Source organism: Streptomyces sp. LBL (assembly GCF_029893585.1).
GTDB lineage: Bacteria > Actinomycetota > Actinomycetes > Streptomycetales > Streptomycetaceae > Streptomyces.
In genome coordinates, this window is record NZ_JARXYX010000010.1 from 53,247 (window position 1) to 74,161 (window position 20,915).

Genomic DNA, 20,915 nt, shown 5'->3' on the forward strand with positions numbered 1-20,915 from the left:
GTTTGAGCAAGGTGGCGCCGACCCTCCATGATGGGACTGCCTGGTGAGCGGGACGCGGCGAGGGCCGCCTGGAACACGATGGGGCGAATGAGCGTGGCACGGGTCGTCGTACGAGAACCACGCACCAGCACGAGGATCACGCCACCGCTCGCCACACCGGAGGCAACCGCCTTCGCGGTCGCCCTGCTCGACGGCGGCTGGGCGGCGGTGTTCCTGCCCGGCGAACCCGCCCGCCTCGGACGGCTGCTGCTCTGGAAGCCCACCGGGGCAGCGGCGGCAGACGGCACAGTGCCCGAGGGCATCGAATCCGAGTCGGTGGAACTGGTACTGCCGCACGGCCGGTCGGTCCGACGCCGCAGAGTCGAGGGCTACGCGCTGTCCGCCGCCGTCGCTGTCGCCGCCCTGGCCGACGCCCGGCCGGCGCATCCGTCCGCCGCGGCCTGGCAGGCCGCCTCCAGTTTCGCGCTGCGGCTGCTCGCCGACGGCCGTCTCCATCCGGCCCTCACCGACGTCGGCTACGACACCTGGCAGGCGGGTCCCCTCACCGTCGTACAGCGGCAGACGCTGGACGCGCTCGGCGCCGCCTTCCCACCCCACGCCCACTGCCTGCCCGAGCCCGGCCCGGCTCCACTGCGCATCGCGGAACCGGTCGCGCTGGTACGCCAGTTCTGCGACGCTGTCGCGGACGATCTGGTCCGTACCCCGGCGGCGCCGCTCGCGATGGGAGCGCTGCCGTACGCCTGGCGCGAGACGCGCGCCGTGCCCGCGCTGCGGGAGTGGGCCGAGGAGACCGCCGCCGCGTTCACCGCCGACGTCGGCGTCTCGCTGCGGGTCGACGTACCCGAGGGTCGGCGTCGGCAGTTCCGGGCCGTGCTGCAACTGCACACCGCGGCCGATCCGTCGCTCGTCGTGGAGGCCGCACGGCTCTGGAGCGAACCGGCCGAGACCGATCGCCTTCTCGGCCCGCGCGCCGAGACCGAGACGCTGCTCGCACTGCGCCGAGGCGCCCGCGTCTGGTCACCGCTCGACCGACTGCTGAAGGACGCCACCCCGGACCAGCTACGACTGACCGACGACGAGGCGTTCGACCTGCTGGGCGACGCCACCGACACGCTGCGCGCCGCCGGTATCGACGTGCACTGGCCGCGCGAGCTCGTCAAGGCACTCACCGCGACTACCGAGATCGGGCAGCGCACCGCGCCCGGCTCCAGTGCCGGCGGCATGCTCGACGCCGACGCCCTCCTCGACTTCCGCTGGCAGCTCTCGCTCGGCGGCGACCCGCTCACCGAGACCGAGATGGACGCCCTCGCCGAGGCACGCCGCCCCCTCGTCAGGCTGCGCGATCAGTGGGTGGTCGCCGACCCGAAACTGGTGGCCCGCGCCAGACGCCGCCGGATGGAACCGCTCACTCCCATGGAGGCCCTGGGCGCCGCGCTGACCGGCGAGGTGGAGCGGGACGGGGAGACCATCACCTGCGCTGCGGTCGGGGCGCTCGGCGACCTCGTCGCCCGTATCCGCGACCCCGAATCCCGTATGCCCGCCACCCAGCCAGCCGCTCTGAAGGCCACGCTGCGCGACTACCAGAAGCGGGGCCTGGCCTGGCTGGCCGAGATGTGCGAGCTCGGCCTCGGCGGCTGTCTCGCCGACGACATGGGCCTGGGCAAGACCATCACCCTGCTCTCGCTGCATCTGCACCGCCAGACCGACCCCGCCACCGCGGGCCCCACCCTCGTCGTCTGCCCCACCTCGCTGCTCGGCAACTGGCAGCGCGAGGCCGCCCGGTTCGCGCCGACCACCCCCGTGCGCCGCTACCACGGCGGCGACCGCCATCTGAAGGATCTGGCCAGGGACGAGATCGTCCTGGTCACCTACGGAGTGCTGCGCCGCGACCGCGATGCCCTCGCCGAGAACGCCTGGTCACTGATCGCCGCCGACGAGGCACAGCACGTCAAGAACCCCTACGCCGTCACCGCCCGCGAACTGCGCGCCCTGCCCGCCCGCGCGCGCGTCGCCCTCACCGGCACCCCCGTGGAGAACAACCTCTCCGAACTGTGGGCGCTCCTCGACTGGACCACCCCCGGACTCCTCGGCCCCCTCGCCGCCTTCCGCGACCGCCACGCCCGCGCGATCGAGTCGGGCGAGGACGCACAGGCCGCCGAACGGCTGTCCCGCCTCGTCCGCCCGTTCCTGCTGCGCCGCAGGAAGTCCGACCCTGGCATCGCGCCCGAATTGCCCGCCAAGACCGAGACCGACCGAGTCGTCCCGCTGACCACCGAGCAGGCGAGTCTGTACGAGGCGGTGGTTCGCGAGACCATGGCGGAGATCGCCGAAGCCGAGGGCATCGCCCGCCGCGGTCTGATCCTCAAGCTCCTCACCGCGCTGAAGCAGATCTGCAACCACCCCGCCCAGTATTTGAAAGAGCACAGCCTGCGTCAGTCCACACCGCTGCACGGCCGCTCGGGCAAACTCGACCTCCTCGACGAACTCGTCGACACCATCACCGCCGAGGGCGAGTCCGTGCTGGTCTTCACCCAGTACAAGCAGATGGCGACTCTGCTGGAGAAACATCTCGCGGAACGCGGCATCCCCACCCTCTTCCTGCACGGCGGCACGCCCGTCACCACACGCGAGGAGATGGTGGAACGCTTCCAGAGAGGCGAAGTGCCGGTATTCCTGCTGTCGTTGAAGGCGGCCGGCACCGGCCTCAACCTCACCCGCGCCACCCATGTCGTGCACTACGACCGCTGGTGGAACCCCGCTGTCGAGGACCAGGCCACCGACCGTGCCTACCGCATCGGCCAGGACAAGCCCGTCCAGGTCCACAAGCTCATCGCCGAAGGCACCGTGGAGGACAGGGTGGCGAAGCTGCTGGAATCCAAGCGGGCGCTCGCCGACGCCGTCGTCGGCTCCGGCGAGGCCACTCTGACCGAACTGTCAGACGCCGACCTCGCCGAACTCGTCGCCCTGGGGAGGCAGTCATGAGCCCGTCCGTCCCCGGACCTCGCCGTGCACCCGCCCGCGGCAGGCGGGCCTTCGCCGCGACCTGGTGGGGGCAGGCATGGGTGACGGCCCTGGAGGACTCCACCCTCGACTCGGGGCGCCTGGCCCGCGGACGCACCTACGCCCGCCAGGGCATGGTCGGCCCGGTCACCATCGCCCCCGGCCAGGTCAAGGCCGCCGTCCAGGGCAGCCGCCCGCGCCCGTACCGCTCCGCCGTCCACCTGCCCGTCCTCACCGACGCCCAGTGGGACACCCTCCTCGACACCATCGCGGCCCGAGCCGGGCATCTCGCCGCACTCCTCGACGGTGAGATGCCCGCAGAGCTCATCGACGACGCCCGCCACGCCGGCGTCCCCCTCCTCCCGCAACCCACCGAGCTCGACCCCGAATGCTCCTGCCCCGACTGGGGCCACCCCTGCAAACACGCCGCCGCGCTCTGCTACGCGATCGCCGCCACCATCGACGACGACCCGTTCGTGCTGTTCGCGCTGCGGGGCCGCGGACGGGACGACGTCCTCGCGGAGCTGCGCGCACGCCGCACTGCGGGCCGGACCGTCGACGCGCCGCCCGCTCCGGCCGGTATCCACGCGGCCGGCGCCTACGCCGCGTGGACCGTCCTGACCGAACACGATCCGGGGTGGCCCGACCTGCCCGAACCGTCCGCCCACGCCGCCGCGCTGCCGGTCCCCCCGCCCACCGGCAGCGGTCTCGTCGGCGCGGACCTGGAGCGCCTGATGACCGATGTCTCCGCACGCGCGGCACGGCTGCTGTCAGGCGACGCCACCACCCTGCGGCTGACCCAGCACCAGGACGCCGTACGCATCGCCGCGAGCGGCCCCGGCCCCGAGTGGTTCCACCACCTGGTCCAGAACACCGGCGCCAGCCCGATCGCCTTCGCCCGTCTCACCCGCGCATGGCGCCACGGCGGCCCCACCGGCATCACCGTCGCCGAACAGCCCCACAGCCCGGAACCGTCGGCGATGACAGCAGCCCGTACCGCCCTGACCACGGCCCTCGCCGAGATGACCGACGCCCCCGTCCGCCTCAGGGCCTGGCGCAACCGCCTCACCCTCCTCGACCACGGCATCCAGCTGCGCCTGGGGCCCGACGCCCGCTGGTACCCCTACCTCCAGGAGAACGACGGCGAATGGTGGCCGGCGGCACCGGCCGACACCGACCCCGTTACCGCGCTCACCGCGATCTGGCAGCGCACCGGGATGTAGTACAAATCCATCAGCACTGCTCGCAGTCACCGGAGCATAGGGTCGTAGGCATGCAACTGAGCACCGTAATCCTTCCCATCCACAGGTGGGGCGAGGGACAGAAGGTCTGGCAGCGCGCCGAAGAACTCGGCTTTCACACCGCCTACACCTACGACCACCTCTCCTGGCGCACCTTCCGGAACGGCCCGTGGTTCGGGGCCGTACCCACGTTGACCGCAGCAGCGACAGCTACGCAGAGTATGCGGCTGGGTACTCTCGTCACCTCGCCCAACTTCCGGCATCCGGTGACCCTCGCCAAGGAGCTGATCTCCCTCGACGACATCTCCGGCGGGCGGATCACACTCGGTGTCGGCGCGGGCAGCACCGGTTTCGACGCCACCACGCTCGGGCAAGAGCCGTGGACCCCGCGCGAGCGTGCCGACCGCTTCGCCGAGTTCGTGTCACTCCTCGACCGGCTGCTGACCGAGGACGGCGCCGAGGGCGTGTCGCACGAGGGTGACCACTATGCGGCGCACGAGGCGCGCAACATCCCCGGGTGCGTACAGCGGCCCCGGCTGCCCTTCGCGGTGGCCGCGACCGGTCCACGCGGGCTCAAGCTCGCCGCTCGGTACGGACAGGCCTGGGTGACCACCGGCGACCCCAGGCTGTACGAAAGCGGCACTCCCGCACAGTCGGTTCAGGCCCTTCGCGGACAGACCGAGAAGCTGGCCGACGCGTGCGCCGCGCTCGGGCGGGACGTGCAGGACCTGGACAGGATCCTGCTGACCGGCTTCACCCCGGACCGCGCCCGTCCGCTCGACTCCCTCGACGCGTTCGTGGACTTCGCGGGCCGGCACCGGGAACTGGGCTTCACCGAGATCGTGACGCACTGGCCGATCCCCGACTCGGACTTCGCCGCGGACCAGAAGGTCTTCGAGCGGATCGCCATGGAGGCACCCGCTCAGCTGCGGTAACAGCGCAGGTGAGGACGGTGGTACCGCAGATCCGCGATGGCCCGCGCGGACGTGCCGACCCTCTGCAGGAGAATGGCCGGGTGACCTCAGCGACTCGACAGCCCGAGACCCCGGCCGCCTCCGTTCCGCCGCGCCTGATCGCCACCGATCTGGACGGCACCCTGCTGCGCGACGACAAGTCGGTCTCCCCACGCACCGTCGCCGCCCTCGCCGCCGCCGAGCAGGCGGGCATCGAGGTCTTCTTCGTCACGGGTCGCCCGGCCCGCTGGATGGACGTCGTCAGCGACCATGTCCACGGCCACGGCCTGGCCATCTGCGGCAACGGCGCCGCCGTGGTCGACCTGCACGGCGGCCCGGGCGCGCACCGGTTCGTGAAGGTACGGGAACTGGCCCGGGAGAACGCCCTGGACGCCGTACGGCTGCTGCGCGAGGCGGCGCCGGGCACGGTGTACGCCGTGGAGCAGACGTACGGCTTCTACCAGGAGCCGGACTATCCGAAGCTGCACCTGGAGGTCCCCGACTCCCTGGCACCGGCCGAGGATCTGCTGGCGCCGGACGCCCCCGGTGCCCATGAGCCGGTCCTCAAGATCCTCGCCTACCACCCCACGGTCGACCCGGACGCCTTCCTCACTCTCGCCCGCCTCGCCATCGGTGAGCGGGCCGGCGTCACCCGCTCCAGCCCCAGCGCCCTGCTGGAGATCAGCGGTCCCGAGGTCTCCAAGGCCAGCACGCTCGCCCTGTGCTGCGCCGAGCGCGGCATCTCGCACGATGAGGTCGTCGCCTTCGGGGACATGCCCAACGATGTCGAGATGCTCACGTGGGCGGGCCGGTCGTACGCGATGGGCAACGCGCACCCGGATGTGATCGCGGCTGCCGGCGGCCGGACGGTCGCCAACAACGAGGACGGTGTCGCGGTCGTGATCGAGCAGCTGCTGGCAGACCACGGATAGCTCCCGGCGGTCCTCGTCCGGTCACTGTCCCAACGGCACCCCGCGCGCCGCCAACCACGGCACCGGATCCACCGCCGAGCCCATCTCGGGGGTGACCCGCACCTCGAAGTGCAGGTGCGGGCCGGTGGAGTTGCCGGACGTGCCCGACTGCCCGATCCACTGACCCGGGCTCACCTGGTCGCCCTGGTCGACGGTGACGGCGGCGAGATGGGCGTACTGCGTGTAGTAGCCGCCCATGTGCTCCACGACCACTTCGATGCCGAAGGCGCCCCCGCACGACACCTTCACCACCCGGCCCGCGCCGGCCGCCCGCACCGGTGTGCCGATCGGCACCGCGAAGTCCTGCCCGGTGTGCCGACTGGCCCACCGGGCACCGCCGCTGCCGAAGCCGGCGGAGAGCTCGTACGCCTCCACCGGAACGACCCACGCGCTCTTGAAGGCCGCCTGCGGCTGATCCAGGCGGACGGCACCACGGCAGGCACCGGCCGCGACGGACGCGTCCGCCTGCCCCTGCAACTGCCGGCGAGCCTGGTCGAGTTTCTGCTCGATGTCCTTCTTCAGACCGGCGAGTTGGGCATTCCGCTGCTCCAGGGCCCGCCGGACCGCGACGGCCTTCGCCTCGTCCGCGGCGAGCCGGCGCTCGGCTCGGCGGCTCTTGTCGATCGCGTTCTCGAGGGCCAGCTGCGTCCGGGAGAAGACGTGCTGACCGCGCATCAGCTCGTCCGGGCTGCCGGCGAGGATGATCTGCGCGGTGATCGGCAGTCCGCCACCGCTGCGGTACTGGGCCCGTGCGATGCGGCCCAGCTCCTCGTGCACCACCGCGATCTCCCCCCGCTCCCGGTCGAGGAGCGCCTCCGCCCGCAGCGCCCGCGCCCGCTGACCGTCGGCCTCGCGCCGTGCCGCCTCGTACCGCTGCGTCGCCACCGCCGCGTCCTCGTACAACCGGGCCACCTGCCCGCTGACCCCGGAGCCCGCGGGCCCGTGCGCGCCCTCGCCCTCACCGCCGTCGCGCGCGTCGGCGGGACGGACCGCGAAGACGGCCACCGCGCACAGCAGCGCCGGAACAAGCAGCGGGTGACAGCGAAGTGAGCGCATATCAGCGATCGTGACCCGGCCATGGGGGTGCGGTCCTGTTCAAGTCGTACGGCTGGGGGACCGGTTGCGGCAGACGGGTCACGGGGAAGCTCGGACCGCTGCGCCGAACGACCTCGGGACGTGACCGCCAGGGCCGCAGCGGTCTCGCAGATCCGGTCCGGCGTGGAGTGCGGCTCCAGCCGGCCGGCGACGGACCGCACGGTCGCCGGCACGGCTTCCTACCGCGCCCCCATCAGCAGATCCGCCGCTTCCTCCCGCTCCGCCATCCTCCGCAGCGGCCCCTCCGCCGCCGCCAGCTCCGCGTACGTCCCCCGCTGCACCACACGCCCCTCGTCCAGCACGATCACCTCGTCCACCGCCGCCAGGCCGGCCAGCCGGTGAGTGATCAACAGGGTGGTACGACCCTCGGTGGCGGCCAGCAGGTCGGCGGTGAGCGCGTCGGCCGTCGGCAGGTCGAGGTGCTCGGCGGGCTCGTCGAGCACCAGGACGGGGAAGTCGGCCAGCAAGGCCCTGGCCAGCGCCAGCCGCTGCCGCTGCCCGCCGGACAACCGCGCTCCGTGCTCGCCGACCAGCGTGTCGAGCCCGTCGGGCAGACCGTCGGCCCAGTCCAGCAGCCGGGCCCGCCTCAGCGCGTCGCGCAGTTGGTCCTCGCTCGCGTCCTTCCTGGCAAGGAGGAGGTTCTCGCGCACCGAGCTGTCGAAGAGGTGCGCGTCCTGCGCACACAGCCCGACGAGCCGCCGTACGGCGTCGCCGTCCAGCCCGTACGCGTCCACGCCGCCCAGCGTGTACGACCCCGCGTCCGTGTCCAGGAAGCGCAGAAGAATCTGCGCGAGCGTCGTCTTGCCGGACCCGGACGACCCCACCACGGCGATCCGGTGCCCCTCCGCCAGGGTGAGGTCGACTCCGGCGAGCGCGTCCCGGCCCTGCCCGGCGTGCCGGGCCACGAGGCCTCGGACCACGACGGGGAACGGTGCCGCGGGCGCCTGCCGGGGACGCGCCGGCTCCTTGACCGGCTCGGGCGCGTCCAGCACCTCGTACACACGCTCCGCGCTCCGGCGCACCCGCTGCCGGTACCGCACGGCGAGGGGCAGTCCGAGGACGGCCTCGAAAGCAGCCAGCGGGGTGAGGACGACGACCGCCATCACCACGCCGTCCAGCCGCCCGTCGGCGACCGCCTGGGCACTCACGAGCGCGGTGGCGGCGAGGGTCAGACCGGCGAACAGCGCGGTCAGTCCGTCACCGAGCGCGGTGGCGGTGGCGGCGCGTGAGGCGATCCGGGTGAGCGTCCCGTCGGCCCGCCGCGCCTCGGCGGTACGTCCGGGCAGGGCACCGGCGACGGACAGCTCGGCGGTCCCGGTGAGCAGGTCGGTCACTCGGGTCGCCAGCTCGCCCCGGGCCGGCGCCAGCCTGCGCTCGGACCGTCGGGCCACGGAACCGGTGACCAGGGGGACACCGGCACCCGCGGCCAGCAGTCCGGCGGCGAGAGCCACTCCGGCCTCCGGCAGCAACCACGCGGTGAAGCCGACGGAGGCGGCGGACACGACCACGGCAGCACCGGCGGGCAGCAGCCAACGCAGCCAGTAGTCCTGCAGGGCGTCCACGTCGGCGACCAGCCGGGAGAGCAGATCGCCCCGCCGAGTACGGCGCAGCCCCGCGGGCGCCAGCCGCTCCAGACGCCGGTACACGGCGACCCTGGTGTCGGCCAGCATCCGCAGCACGGCATCGTGCGACACGAGCCGCTCGGCGTACCGGAAGACGGCCCGCCCGATCCCGAAGGCCCGCGTCGCGGTCACGGCCACCATCAGATAGAGCACGGGCGGCTGCTGCGAGGCCCGCGAGATGAGCCACCCCGAGGTCGCCATGAGGCCGACGGCACTGCCGAGCGCGAGGCTCCCGAGCAGCAGGGCGAGCATCAGCCGTCCCCGCCGGGCACCGGACATGGCCCGCACGCGGGGCAGGACACCGCGGGCGGCCACCATCAGCTCCCTCGTCTCCGGTCCGCCGGGTGCGAGGGCCGGTCCGGCCTCGAGCGTGCGCACCTCGGCCGCCCTGGGCCCTGGCTCCCTCCGGGCGGGGGAAACCGGCTCGGCCAGCCGCACCACCCGGTCCGCCACCGAGAGCAGCGCCGGCCGGTGCACCACCAGCAGGACCGTCCGTCCTACCGCCAGTCGCCGTACCGCTTCCACGACCTCGCCCTCGGTGGCCCCGTCGAGCGCCGCCGTCGGTTCGTCGAGCAGCAGCACGGGCCGATCGGCGAGGAACGCCCGGGCCAGCGCGAGCCGCTGCCGCTGCCCGGCGGACAGCCCGGCCCCGTCCTCACCGAGCACGGTCCCTGTGCCGTGGGACAACGCGTCCACGAACTCCAGCGCCCCCGCGTCCGCCAACGCCCGTCGTACGGCGGCATCGTCGGCGTCGGGCCGGACCAGCCGTACGTTCTCGGAAATCGTCCCGGCGAACAGGTGCGGCTGCTGCGGCACCCACGCGATCCGCGACCGCCACTCCTCCAGGTCGGCCTCGGCGAGATCGACTCCCCCGGCCGACACCCGTCCCTCACCGGGGCGGACGAAGCCCAGCACCACGTTCAGCAGCGTCGACTTACCCGCACCGCTCGGCCCGACGAGCGCGACCGTCTCCCCGGGCTCGACGGCGAAGGACACCTCCGTCACGGCGTCCTCCGACCGCCCGGGGTACCGGACGGTCACCGCCTCGAAGACCAGGGCACCCCTCGGCACGGTCCCGGAACCCGAGACCGGCACCGGCGTCTCCAGCACCGAGAAGATCTCCTCGGCGGCGGCCAGGCCCTCCGCCGCCGCGTGGTACTGCGCCCCCACCTGCCGCAGCGGCAGATAGGCCTCGGGCGCGAGCATGAGGACGACCAGGCCGATGTACAGGTCCATGTCCCCGTGCACGAGCCGCATCCCGATGGTCACCGCGACCAGCGCCACCGACAGCGTCGACAGCAACTCCAGCGCGAACGACGAGATGAAGGCGATCCGCAGCGTCCGCATGGTCGCCTGCCGGTACTCCCCGGTGATGCTCCGGATGGACTCGGCCTGCGCCTTCGCCCGCCCGAAGACCTTGAGGGTCGGCAGGCCGGCCACCACGTCCAGGAAGTGCCCGGACAGCCGGGACAACAGCCGCCACTGACGGTCCATCCGGGACTGTGTGGCCCAGCCGATCAGCACCATGAAGACCGGGATGAGCGGCAGGGTCCCGACGATGATGGCCGCCGAGACCCAGTCCTCGGTGACGATCCGCGCCAGCACCGCCACCGGCACGACCACCGCGAGCCCCAACTGCGGGAGGTAGCGCGAGAAGTAGTCGTCCAGGGCATCGACCCCCCGCGTGGCGAGGGCGACCAGCGACCCGGTCCGCTGCCCGCTCAGCCACCCGGGCCCCAGCGCGACCGCACGCTCCAGCAGCCGTCCACGCAGCTCCGACTTCACCGCCGCGCTCGCCCGGTGCGCGGCGAGCTCGGTGAGCCAGGAGACCAGCGCGCGGCCGCCCGCGACGGCCACCAACAGCAGCAGGGGAGTACGGAGTTCGGTGACCGGCAACCCGTGCTGGAAGGCGCCCACCACGATCTCGGCGATGAGCATCGCCTGCGCGATGACCAGAAGGGCCCCGACGGCGCCCAGGCCGACCACCGCCACCAGGAAGAACCGGGTGGCACGGGCGTACCGGAGCAGACGTGGATCGATTGGTTTCACGTGAAACACACCTCAGTGCACGGTTTCAGCGATGTGCTGCGTGCCGATCCGCTTGCGGAACACCCAGTAGGTCCAGCCCTGGTAGAGCATCACGATCGGCGTGGCGATCGCCGCGCACCACGTCATGATCTTCAGGGTGTACGGGCTCGACGAGGCGTTGGTGACGGTCAGGTTCCATTCCGCGTTGAGCGAGGACGGCATGACGTTCGGGAAGAGCGTCAGGAAGAGCATGGCCACCGTGGCGACGATGGTGATCCCGGACAGGGCGAACGACCAGCCCTCACGCCCTGCCTGGTTGGCCACGAGGGCCGCCACCAGTGCGGCGACCGCCACGGCGAGCGCGACCAGGCTCTTGCCGTCACCGCCGTCGGCCTGCGTCCACAGCAGGAAGATCAGCGCCAGCACCGCGGTGACCAGACCCACGCCCGACGCCAGCTTCCGCGCCCGCTTCCGGATGTCCCCTACGGTCTTGAGCGCCGTGAACACCGCGCCGTGGAAGGTGAACAGCGTCAGCGTCACCAGACCGCCGAGGAGCGCGTACGGATTGAGCAGGTTCCAGACGGTACCGACGTAGTCGAAGTTCTGGTCGATCTTCACGCCATGCACGATGTTGCCGAAGGCCACGCCCCACAGGAACGCCGGGAGCAGTGAGGTCCAGAAGATCGCGGTCTCCCAGTTACGCTGCCAGTTCTCCTCGGGCCGCTTCGCCCGGTACTCGAAGGCGACACCCCGGACGATCAGGCAGACCAGGATGAGCAGCAGGGGCAGGTAGAAGCCGGAGAAGAGCGTGGCGTACCACTCGGGGAAGGCGGCGAAGGTCGCGCCGCCGGCCGTGAGCAGCCACACCTCGTTGCCGTCCCAGACGGGACCGATGGTGTTGATCAGCACCCGCTTCTCGGCCCGGTTCCGGGCGAGCAGCTTGGTGAGGATGCCGACCCCGAAGTCGAAGCCCTCCAGGAAGAAGTACCCGGTCCACAGGGCGGCGATGAGGACGAACCAGACGTCGTGCAGTTCCATGACTGTGCAGCTCCCTCGGCCTAGTACGAGAAGGCCATCGGCTTGTCGGCGTCACGGGAGTCGCCGCCGATCTTCGTGGGCGGGTTGAGGTCGGCCTCGGTGAGCTCGGGCGGGCCGACCTTCACGTACTTCGCGAGCAGCTTGACCTCGATGACGGCGAGGATGGCGTACAGGCTGGTGAAGACGATCATCGAGGTGAGGACCTCGCCCTGGGAGACCCCGGGGGAGACCGCGTCGCGGGTCTGGAAGAGGCCGTAGACGACCCACGGCTGGCGGCCCATCTCGGTGAAGATCCAGCCCCAGGAGTTGGCGATCAGCGGGAAGGCCAGGGTCAGGATCGCGATGCGCCAGTACCAGGTGGTGAGCGTCGGACCGAGCGCCTTCTTCCTGAAGAGGACCAGACGCGGCACCTCGTCGTCGTCGACCCTGAGGTGCTGCGGCAGCAGGAACTTCTTGCGGGTCAGCCAGAGTCCGGCCAGTCCGAGGGCGAAGGACGTCATACCGAAGCCGATCATCCAGCGGAAGCCCCAGTAGGCGACCGGGATGTTGGGCCGGTAGTCGCCGGGCCCGAACTTCTCCTGCTCGGACTTATTGACGTCGTTGATGCCGGGGACGTACGAGGTGAAGTCGTCCTTGGCGAGGAAGGACAGCAGGCCGGGGATCTCCACGGCGACCTTGTTGTGGCCGGCGTCGACGTCGCCGTAGGCGAAGACGGAGAACGGGGCGGGTGACTCGCCGTCCCACAGGGCCTCGGCGGCGGCCATCTTCATCGGCTGCTGCTCGAACATGATCTTGCCGAGGGTGTCACCGCTGATCGCGGTGAGCATGCCGCCGATGACCACGGTGACGAGACCGAGGCGCAACGAGGTCTTCATCTCGCGGATGTGCTTCTTGCGCAGCAGGTGGAAGGCGGAGATGCCGACCATGAAGGCGCCGCCCGTGAGAAAGGCCGCGGAGAGGGTGTGGAAGGCCTGGGCGAGCGCGGTGTTCTGGGTCAGTACGAGCCAGAAGTCGGTGAGCTCGGCCCGCCCCTTCGCCTCGTTGATCTTGTAGCCGACGGGGTGCTGCATCCACGAGTTGGCCGCGAGGATGAAGTACGCCGACAGGATCGTGCCGATCGAGACCATCCATATGCAGGCCAGATGGATCTTCTTGGGCAGCTTGTCCCAGCCGAAGATCCACAGGCCGATGAAGGTGGATTCGAAGAAGAAGGCGATCAGTGCCTCGAACGCGAGCGGGGCACCGAAGACGTCGCCGACGAAGCGCGAGTAGTCGGACCAGTTCATGCCGAACTGGAACTCCTGCACGATGCCGGTGACCACGCCCATGGCGATGTTGATCAGGAAGAGCTTGCCCCAGAACTTGGTGGCCCTGAGGTACTTCTCCTTCTCCGTGCGCACCCAGGCGGTCTGCAGCCCGGCCGTGAGGGCGGCCAGCGAGATCGTCAGGGGGACGAACAGGAAGTGGTAGACGGTCGTGATGCCGAACTGCCAGCGCGCCAGGGTCTCCGGCGCCAAAGCCAGGTCCACGTTACCGCTCCTTACTCACCCGCTTGTGAAAGCGTTCACATTCACAAGCAATTATGCAGCACCTCGTTCTCCCCGCGTCAAGGGGGCCCCTGTTCCACGTGAAACAGGCGCCCACCAGGCCCTCACGCTGGTACGCGGGTGCCTGGTGGACGCCTGACCGACCTCGCGGAGCCCTACAGCTCCTTCCGGAACCCCTCCGCCGCCTTCAGGAAGATGTCGTTCGCCTCGGTCTCCCCGACCGTGACCCTGACGCCCTCACCCGCGAACGGCCGGATCACCACGCCCGCCTGCTCACACGCCTGCGCGAACTCGACCGTGCGCTCTCCCAGGCGCAGCCACACGAAATTGGCCTGCGTCTCGGGCACCGTCCAGCCCTGGGCGCGCAGCGCGTCGACCACCCGCGTGCGCTCACACACCAGGGAGCCGACCCTGCCGAACAGCGCGTCCTCCGCACGCAGCGAAGCGATCGCCGCCTCCTGTGCGAGATGACTCACACCGAAGGGCACGGCCGTCTTACGCAGCGCCGCCGCCACCGGCTCATGGGCGATCGCGAAGCCGACGCGCAGACCGGCGAGGCCGTACGCCTTGGAGAACGTGCGCAGCACACAGACGTTCGGCCGCTCGCGGTACAGCTCCACTCCGTCCGGGACCTCGGGGTCGCGGATGAATTCGCGGTACGCCTCGTCCAGCACGACCAGCACATCACCGGGCACCCGATCGAGGAACCGTTCCAGTTCGGCCCGACGCACGACCGTGCCCGTGGGGTTGTTGGGATTGCAGACGAAGATCAGCCGGGTCCGGTCGGTGATCGCGTCCGCCATGGCATCCAGGTCGTGCACATCGCCCGGTGTCAGCGGCACCCGCACCGAAGCGGCCCCGCTGATCTGCGTGATGATCGGATACGCCTCGAAGGACCGCCAGGCGTACATCACCTCGTCGCCGGCTCCGGCCGTCGCCTGGATCAGTTGCTGGGCGACACCGACCGAGCCGGTGCCGGTGGCCAGGTGGGAGAGCGGGACGCCGAAGCGCTCCGACAACTCGCCCATCAGGGCCGTGCAGGCCATGTCGGGGTAGCGGTTGAACGACGACGCCGCGGCCATCACCGTCTCCATCACACCGGGCAGCGGCGGATACGGGTTCTCGTTGGAGGACAGCTTGTAGGCCACCGGGCCGTCGGCAGCGGCGGGCTTGCCCGGCACATAGGTGGGGACACCCTCCAGCTCGGCGCGCAGCTTGGGGCTCGTCTCACTCACCGCAGTCCTCCTCGTGACCACCGGCGGACCGTCAGAACCGCCGACTTTCATTACTCCTCACCATATGAGGATTCGGCGCCGCTGCGTACAGGTGCGCCGTCACCTCGTCCGCCGCCCGTCCCGCCTCAGCTGCCACCTGGGCATCAGCCGTATCGCCGTACGAAGGCACACGAATCCGAGGGCGCGGTCACATATATCTGTGCGCCGGTGGCTCACGCCGTGGCGCGCATCCCTCATGAAGGTGAGTTGAGACCTCTTCGAAACATCAGCGACTTGGCAGGCTGGTGCGCGCCGATACGTCACGTCCTACCGCTGAACCCATCAACTCCCTTGCTTTCTAAGGTAATTGACCCTACATGACCTTGCAGAAACGTGCCTGTCAATGTGTGCATATGCGTCCGCCCTACCCCACCGTATGAGCCCTACTATCGGCTCGCCATGACAGCAGCAGGGAAGCACCAGGTGAGTCGCGCGGAAACCTCACGGCGAGGCAGCCGGCCGGGACGGGCGGGCATCAGAGACGTGGCCGCCGCCGCCGGAGTCTCCATCACGACCGTCTCCGATGCCCTCAACGGGAAAGGCAGGCTCCCGGACGCCACCCGACGCCATGTCCGCGAAGTCGCCGACCGGCTGGGTTACCGACCCTCGGCCGCCGCCCGCACCCTCCGTACCGGCAAATCCGGACTGATCGGTCTGACCGTGACGACATACGGGGATGAACCTTTCACCTTCACCGAGTTCGCGTACTTCGCCGAGATGGCCCGAGCCGCCACCTCGGCCGCGCTCGCCCGCGGCTACGCGCTCGTGATCCTCCCCGCGACCTCCCGCCACGACGTGTGGTCGAACGTCGCCCTCGACGGCACGGTCGTCATCGACCCGTCCGACCAGGACCCGGTGGTCAGCGAGTTGGTCCGGCAGGGGTTACCGGTCGTCTCCGACGGCCGCCCGGCCGGTGCGCTCCCGGTCACCGCCTGGGTCGACAACGACCACGAGGCCGCCGTCCTCGGCATCCTCGACCACCTGGCCTCCGCCGGCGCCCGCCGCATCGGCCTGCTGACCGGGACCACCACGGACACGTACACCCACCTGTCGACCACCGCATACCTGCGCTGGTGCGAGCGGGTGGGCCAGAATCCGGTGTACGAGGCCTACCCGGCGCACGATCCGTGCGCCGGCGCCGTCGCCGCCGACCGGCTGCTCGCCCGCCCCGACCGCCCGGACGCCGTCTACGGCCTGTTCGACCCGAACGGCACCGACCTGCTCGCCGCCGCCCGTCGCTACGGACTGCGCGTGCCGGAGGACCTGCTTCTGGTCTGCTGCAGCGAGTCCACCGTGTACGCCAAAACCGAGCCGCCCGTCACCACGCTCTCCCTGAAACCGCGCCGCATCGGCACCGCCGTGGTCCAGCTCCTCATCGACGCCATCGAGGGGGTCGAGTCGGACCAGCCGGTCGAGCAGGTGATACCGACCGAGCTGATCGTGCGTACCTCGTCCCAGCGACGTCCGCCACGGACGACGGTCAGTCCGCCGCGCTCGCCCGAGGGGAAGTAGCGCAGGCGGTCGAGGAAGGCGGCAGACGCGTGCGGCAGGGCGGAACAGAGACGGTGACCGGACTCTCACCGCTCGGTCACCGGGCGGTCGAACCCCTGCCCAATCGGGGCGAAAGCCACGGTGAACCGGAGTCCTGCGCCGATTCAGCACCCCTGGGTCATCACACGGCGCGATCCGCATTCCTATGATGGGCCCACGACACCGCGGGCCGCTGCGACCAGGCAGTCCGAAGCGGTGCAGATGCGGCGCGATGGTGGAGGGGTCTGATGACTCAGGGGGCCGGTCAGGGACCCGAGGTGGAGCGGACGGCGACGTTGCGCGACTTCCGGGTACCCGCGTACGTCCACGAGACCGGTCCGTTCCCGCAGGGCGTGCCCACCGGTGACACGGTCAGCCCGCTCGAGGAACCGGTGGATCACCCGGAGGGGTACACGCCCACGGAGCGCGACCTGCCGGTCATCAACCGGGGTGACACGCTGCAGATGGTCACCGAAGCCGACGCCCTCCCGGCGCCGCAGCCGACGTCCGGCCCCGGCCCCTTGTTCGTCGTCGGGGACGTGCACGGCTACCTCGACGAACTGGTGGCCGCCCTCCAGGACAAGGGCCTCCTCGACGCCGAAGGCAACTGGTGCGCGGGCACCGCCCGGCTGTGGTTCCTCGGCGACTTCACCGACCGCGGCCCGGACGGCATCGGCGTCATCGACCTCGTGATGCGGCTGTCCGCCGAGGCCGCCGCGGCCGGCGGCTATTGCAAGGCCCTCATGGGCAACCACGAGCTCCTCCTGCTCGGCGCCAAGCGGTTCGGCGACACCCCCGTCAACTCCGGCGCGGGCACCGCCACTTTCCAGGCGGCCTGGTTGCTCAACGGCGGTCAGAAGACCGACATGGACCGTCTGCAGGACCATCATCTGCAGTGGATGGCCCGCCTGGACGCCATGGAGGAGGTCGACGCACACCTCCTCGTCCACTCCGACACCACCGCCTACCTCGACTACGGCGACTCGATCGAAGCGGTCAACGACACCGTCCGCGAGACGATCACGCGCAACGACCCGGACGAGGTGTGGGACCTGTTCCGCAAGCTCACCAAGCGCTTCTCCTTCCGCGACGAGGGCGGCGCCGACCATGTGCGCTCGCTGCTCGACATGTACGGCGGCGGCCGCATCGTTCACGGCCACAGTCCCATTCCGTACCTGCTGGGCGAGATCGGATCCGACGAGGGCGAGGACCGGGCCGGTCCCGCGGTCGAGGGACCGCATCTGTACGCCGACGGACTCGCCATCGCGATGGACGGCGGAGTGACCATGGCCGGAAAGCTGCTGGTCCAGCAACTGCCGCTGGATATCTGAACGTTCCCGGGACAAACGTTCCCCATGCCGGACCGACCGGCAACGGCACAGGCCACAGCGCATTTTCGGTAAACCCCCTGTCACGCCGTACCGTCATCGCTCTACCATCGGCTTATCCGTAGCAGGCTCCCCTCCGTTTCTGCCCGACGGCTCGTCAGCGTGCGAGCCCCAAGCCCTACGGAGCATCGGGGGATGCACATGAACAGCGTTCCGCAGCACCTGCTGAGCGAGGACCGCCAGGAATACGAGCGGCTCCTCGAGGAGGTGCTGCGCTCCGCACCCGACCGCCCGGAACTGACCGCTGTCGGACAGCGGCTCAACCCGGAACAGCTGCGCACCATGGCGCTCAACGCCACCGCACTCATCACGGCGGCCGCGGCGACCGAGTACCAGCACTACGTGAAGGTCCGCGAGGAACTGCGTCACCCGGCGCCGTCCACCCCGTCGTCCAACCGCGACACCGGCTCAGCGGAGCCGGGCAGCGACGCGATGGGGCTCGCCACCACCATGGGAGAGGTCGCCGAGACCACCGGCGCGGGCGCCATCGCCGTCGCCGCGGTCCTGGCACCCGTCCTGGCCGGAACCGCCGCGGCGATCTTCCTGCTCGTGGGGTACATCCTCAAAGTGCTCGACCCCGAGCGGGCGTTCGCCCAGACCATGCTCACCATCGGATGGGTGTTCGGCGCCATGACCGCGGCCTCGATCCTCGTCGCCGCCGTCGGGCTGCTCCTCACCGCCCTGCGCAACCGGCCCTCGCTCACCGCCGGACCGTACGGCGAGATGAGCGCGGAGGTGACGCGAGCCAGGGAAGCATGGTGCGAGGCGCTGCTGGAGCGCGGCATCCTGCCGTTTCTGCGGGAGGCCCTCGCCGGCCCCGGCACCGCTGCACTGCCGCGTACGGCACCGCCGGCGCCGATCAGCCGCATCCCGCACCTCGGCTACGACCGGCCCGGCTTCAGCAGCCCGGACGACGGCGCCACCGGCTCGCGCCCGAGCTTCACGAGCCCGGACTACACCAGCCCGGACTTCGGGGGACCGGAGCACAAGCCGGAGTAGCCGGAGCGGCCCCTCGGCTTGCGCCCCCACCAGCCTCCAGGGGAGCGCAAGCCGAAGGTCCGGGCGCGGCCCGTTTCCGATCGGGATGCTTCCTTCCGTGCTTCCTTCCCCCCGCAGCCGCTCGTTCCTTCCGCTGCACCGGGAATGGCCCCGCCGCGGCCGGGTGGGGCCCTGGAGCCGGTCAGGCGCGCGCTGAGGGCGTACGCGGGCCCTACCTGTGGGCTGCCGTCAGTCCGCGAGCGGCAGGTACACGCGGTTGCCCGCCGCCGCGAACTCCTTCGACTTCTGGGCCATGCCCTCCTCGATCTCCTCCTGACTCCCGCCGTGCCGGCGGCGGATGTCCTGGGAGATCTTCATCGAACAGAATTTGGGCCCGCACATCGAGCAGAAGTGAGCGGTCTTGGCGGGCTCGGCCGGGAGGGTCTCGTCGTGGAACTCGCGTGCCGTGTCCGGGTCGAGGGCCAGGTTGAACTGGTCCTCCCACCGGAACTCGAAGCGGGCGTCGGACAGCGCGTCGTCCCACTCCTGCGCGCCTGGGTGCCCCTTGGCGAGGTCGGCTGCGTGGGCGGCGATCTTGTAGGTGATGACGCCGGTCTTGACGTCGTCACGATTGGGCAGGCCCAAGTGCTCCTTGGGCGTGACATAGCAGAGCATGGCCGTGCCCCACCAGGCGATCATCGCGGCACCGATGCCGGAGGTGATGTGGTCGTACGCCGGCGCGACGTCCGTGGTCAGCGGGCCGAGCGTATAGAACGGAGCTTCATCACAGATCTCCTGCTGAAGGTCGATGTTCTCCTTGATCTTGTGCATCGGGACATGGCCCGGGCCCTCGATCATGGTCTGTACGTTGAAACGCTTGGCGATCCGGTTGAGTTCCCCGAGCGTGCGCAACTCCACGAACTGTGCCTCGTCGTTGGCGTCCGCGATGGAGCCCGGCCGCAGCCCGTCGCCCAGCGAGTACGTGACGTCGTAGGCGGCGAGGATCTCGCAGAGTTCCTCGAAGTTCTCGTACAGGAAGCTCTCCCTGTGGTGAGCGAGGCACCACGCGGCCATGATCGAGCCGCCGCGGGAGACGATGCCCGTCTTACGGTTCGCCGTCAGCGGCACGTACGGCAGGCGCACACCCGCGTGGACGGTCATGTAGTCCACGCCCTGCTCGGCCTGTTCGATGACCGTGTCCTTGTAGATCTCCCAGGTCAGCTCCTCAGCACGGCCGTCCACCTTCTCCAGCGCCTGATAGAGCGGCACCGTGCCGATGGGAACGGAGGAGTTGCGCAGCACCCATTCCCGAGTGGTGTGGATGTTGCGGCCGGTGGACAGGTCCATGACCGTGTCGGCGCCCCAACGGGTCGACCAGGTCATCTTGTCGACCTCCTCCTCGATGGAGGAGGTGACCGCGGAGTTGCCGATATTGGCGTTGACCTTCACCAGAAACCGCTTGCCGATGATCATCGGCTCGATCTCCGGGTGGTTGACGTTGGCCGGCAGCACGGCCCGGCCCGCCGCGATCTCCTCGCGGACCACTTCGGGTGAGACGCTCTCCCGGATGGCCACGTACTCCATCTCGGGCGTGATCTCGCCGCGCCGGGCGTACGCGAGTTGGGTAACCGCGTTTCCGTCGCGGCTGCGGCGAGGCAGACGGGACCGTCCGGGGAAGACGGCATCGAGGTTGCGCAGCCCGCCTCGCGGCGAGGTGTGCTTGATCCCGTCGTCCTCGGGGCGGACGGGGCGACCCGCGTACTCCTCGGTGTCGCCACGGGCGAGGATCCAGTTCTCCCGCAGCGGCGACAGGCCCCTGCGGACATCGGTCTCGACGAGCGGATCGGTGTACGGGCCCGATGTGTCGTACAGCGTGACCGACTGCCCGTTGGTGAGGTGCACCTGACGGACCGGCACCCGCAGGTCGGGGCGTGAGCCCTCGACGTACGCTTTGTGCCAGCCGATGGACTTTCCGGCCTCCTGGGACTGTTCGCCCTGAACAGGCGTTTCGTCCTGGCTGGAGACAGACGTGCGTGCGTCCTTGTTGGCCATGAGACCTACTCCCTACGCCGGCATTACCCGGTAACAGGTTCGGCGGTCGACGCAGCGGCTTCCGTCTGTCGGCATCTCACGTGGAACATCACTGGATCCAGTTGACGTTCCACGTGAAACATCGCTGGGACGGAGGTCAGCGCCCTCTCAGCCCGGTGCTCCGAGCTCCCGCGTGTGCAAAGGTGCCCCCACGCTAAC

The 20,915-nt window shown here is 70.4% G+C and carries 13 protein-coding genes and 1 riboswitch; of the genes, 7 read left to right on the forward strand and 6 right to left on the reverse strand.

All coding sequences use genetic code 11. The features are described 5' to 3' along the window. Positions 1 to 87: 87 nt before the first annotated feature. The 4 genes from M2271_RS14245 (at position 88) to M2271_RS14260 (ending at position 6,126) form a co-directional block, all read left to right on the forward strand. Positions 88 to 2,982, forward strand: coding sequence for a DEAD/DEAH box helicase (locus M2271_RS14245; protein ID WP_280887551.1), 2,895 nt, complete (start codon positions 88 to 90; stop codon positions 2,980 to 2,982). Next, entirely contained in the window at positions 2,979 to 4,223 is a 1,245-nt protein-coding gene (locus M2271_RS14250) for an SWIM zinc finger family protein (RefSeq protein ID WP_280887552.1), read from the forward strand. The genes M2271_RS14245 and M2271_RS14250 overlap by 4 nt, the downstream gene beginning before the upstream one ends. 50 nt (positions 4,224 to 4,273) lie before the next feature. Continuing rightward, positions 4,274 to 5,176 carry an LLM class flavin-dependent oxidoreductase gene (locus M2271_RS14255; RefSeq protein WP_280887553.1) on the forward strand — a complete coding sequence of 301 codons (903 nt, stop codon included), beginning with the start codon at positions 4,274 to 4,276 and terminating at the stop codon, positions 5,174 to 5,176. A gap of 80 nt (positions 5,177 to 5,256) precedes the next feature. Beyond that, complete coding sequence (locus M2271_RS14260; protein ID WP_280887554.1) at positions 5,257 to 6,126, forward strand: HAD hydrolase family protein; 870 nt, start codon at positions 5,257 to 5,259, stop codon at positions 6,124 to 6,126. A gap of 21 nt (positions 6,127 to 6,147) precedes the next feature. On the opposite strand, the gene M2271_RS14265 is transcribed toward M2271_RS14260, so the two are convergent. The 5 genes from M2271_RS14265 to hisC all read right to left on the reverse strand — a co-directional run bounded on the left by M2271_RS14265 (position 6,148) and on the right by hisC (position 14,730). Next, entirely contained in the window at positions 6,148 to 7,221 is a 1,074-nt protein-coding gene (locus M2271_RS14265; protein WP_280887555.1) for a M23 family metallopeptidase, read from the reverse strand. 218 nt (positions 7,222 to 7,439) lie between these two features. Continuing rightward, the gene (gene cydD / locus M2271_RS14270; RefSeq protein WP_280887556.1) at positions 7,440 to 10,931 is read right to left on the reverse strand and encodes a thiol reductant ABC exporter subunit CydD; all 3,492 of its coding nucleotides are present in this window, start codon (positions 10,929 to 10,931) and stop codon (positions 7,440 to 7,442) included. A gap of 12 nt (positions 10,932 to 10,943) precedes the next feature. Beyond that, on the reverse strand, positions 10,944 to 11,948 hold the full coding sequence (gene cydB / locus M2271_RS14275) for a cytochrome d ubiquinol oxidase subunit II (protein WP_280887557.1): 1,005 nt from the start codon (positions 11,946 to 11,948) through the stop codon (positions 10,944 to 10,946). A gap of 20 nt (positions 11,949 to 11,968) precedes the next feature. Next, positions 11,969 to 13,477, reverse strand: coding sequence for a cytochrome ubiquinol oxidase subunit I (locus M2271_RS14280; RefSeq protein WP_280887558.1), 1,509 nt, complete (start codon positions 13,475 to 13,477; stop codon positions 11,969 to 11,971). Between the two features lie 173 nt (positions 13,478 to 13,650). Continuing rightward, positions 13,651 to 14,730 (reverse strand): histidinol-phosphate transaminase, encoded by a 1,080-nt coding sequence (gene hisC, locus M2271_RS14285; protein WP_280887559.1) that lies wholly within the window; start codon positions 14,728 to 14,730, stop codon positions 13,651 to 13,653. Positions 14,731 to 15,168: 438 nt separating this feature from the next. Here hisC and M2271_RS14290 point away from each other — a divergent pair, with 438 nt between their 5' ends. The 3 genes from M2271_RS14290 to M2271_RS14300 all read left to right on the forward strand — a co-directional run bounded on the left by M2271_RS14290 (position 15,169) and on the right by M2271_RS14300 (position 18,686). Further along, on the forward strand, positions 15,169 to 16,281 hold the full coding sequence (locus M2271_RS14290; protein WP_280887560.1) for a LacI family DNA-binding transcriptional regulator: 1,113 nt from the start codon (positions 15,169 to 15,171) through the stop codon (positions 16,279 to 16,281). A 266-nt stretch (positions 16,282 to 16,547) separates the two neighbouring features. Next, positions 16,548 to 17,630, forward strand: coding sequence for a metallophosphoesterase (locus M2271_RS14295; protein ID WP_280887561.1), 1,083 nt, complete (start codon positions 16,548 to 16,550; stop codon positions 17,628 to 17,630). A gap of 192 nt (positions 17,631 to 17,822) precedes the next feature. Next, complete coding sequence (locus tag M2271_RS14300) at positions 17,823 to 18,686, forward strand: hypothetical protein (protein ID WP_280887562.1); 864 nt, start codon at positions 17,823 to 17,825, stop codon at positions 18,684 to 18,686. A 228-nt stretch (positions 18,687 to 18,914) separates the two neighbouring features. Here the strand turns inward: M2271_RS14300 and thiC are convergent, their stop codons facing one another. After that, positions 18,915 to 20,717 carry a phosphomethylpyrimidine synthase ThiC gene (gene thiC / locus M2271_RS14305; RefSeq protein WP_280887563.1) on the reverse strand — a complete coding sequence of 601 codons (1,803 nt, stop codon included), beginning with the start codon at positions 20,715 to 20,717 and terminating at the stop codon, positions 18,915 to 18,917. Continuing rightward, positions 20,710 to 20,899, reverse strand: a riboswitch (TPP riboswitch). Its footprint overlaps the gene before it by 8 nt. Positions 20,900 to 20,915 lie beyond the last annotated feature (16 nt).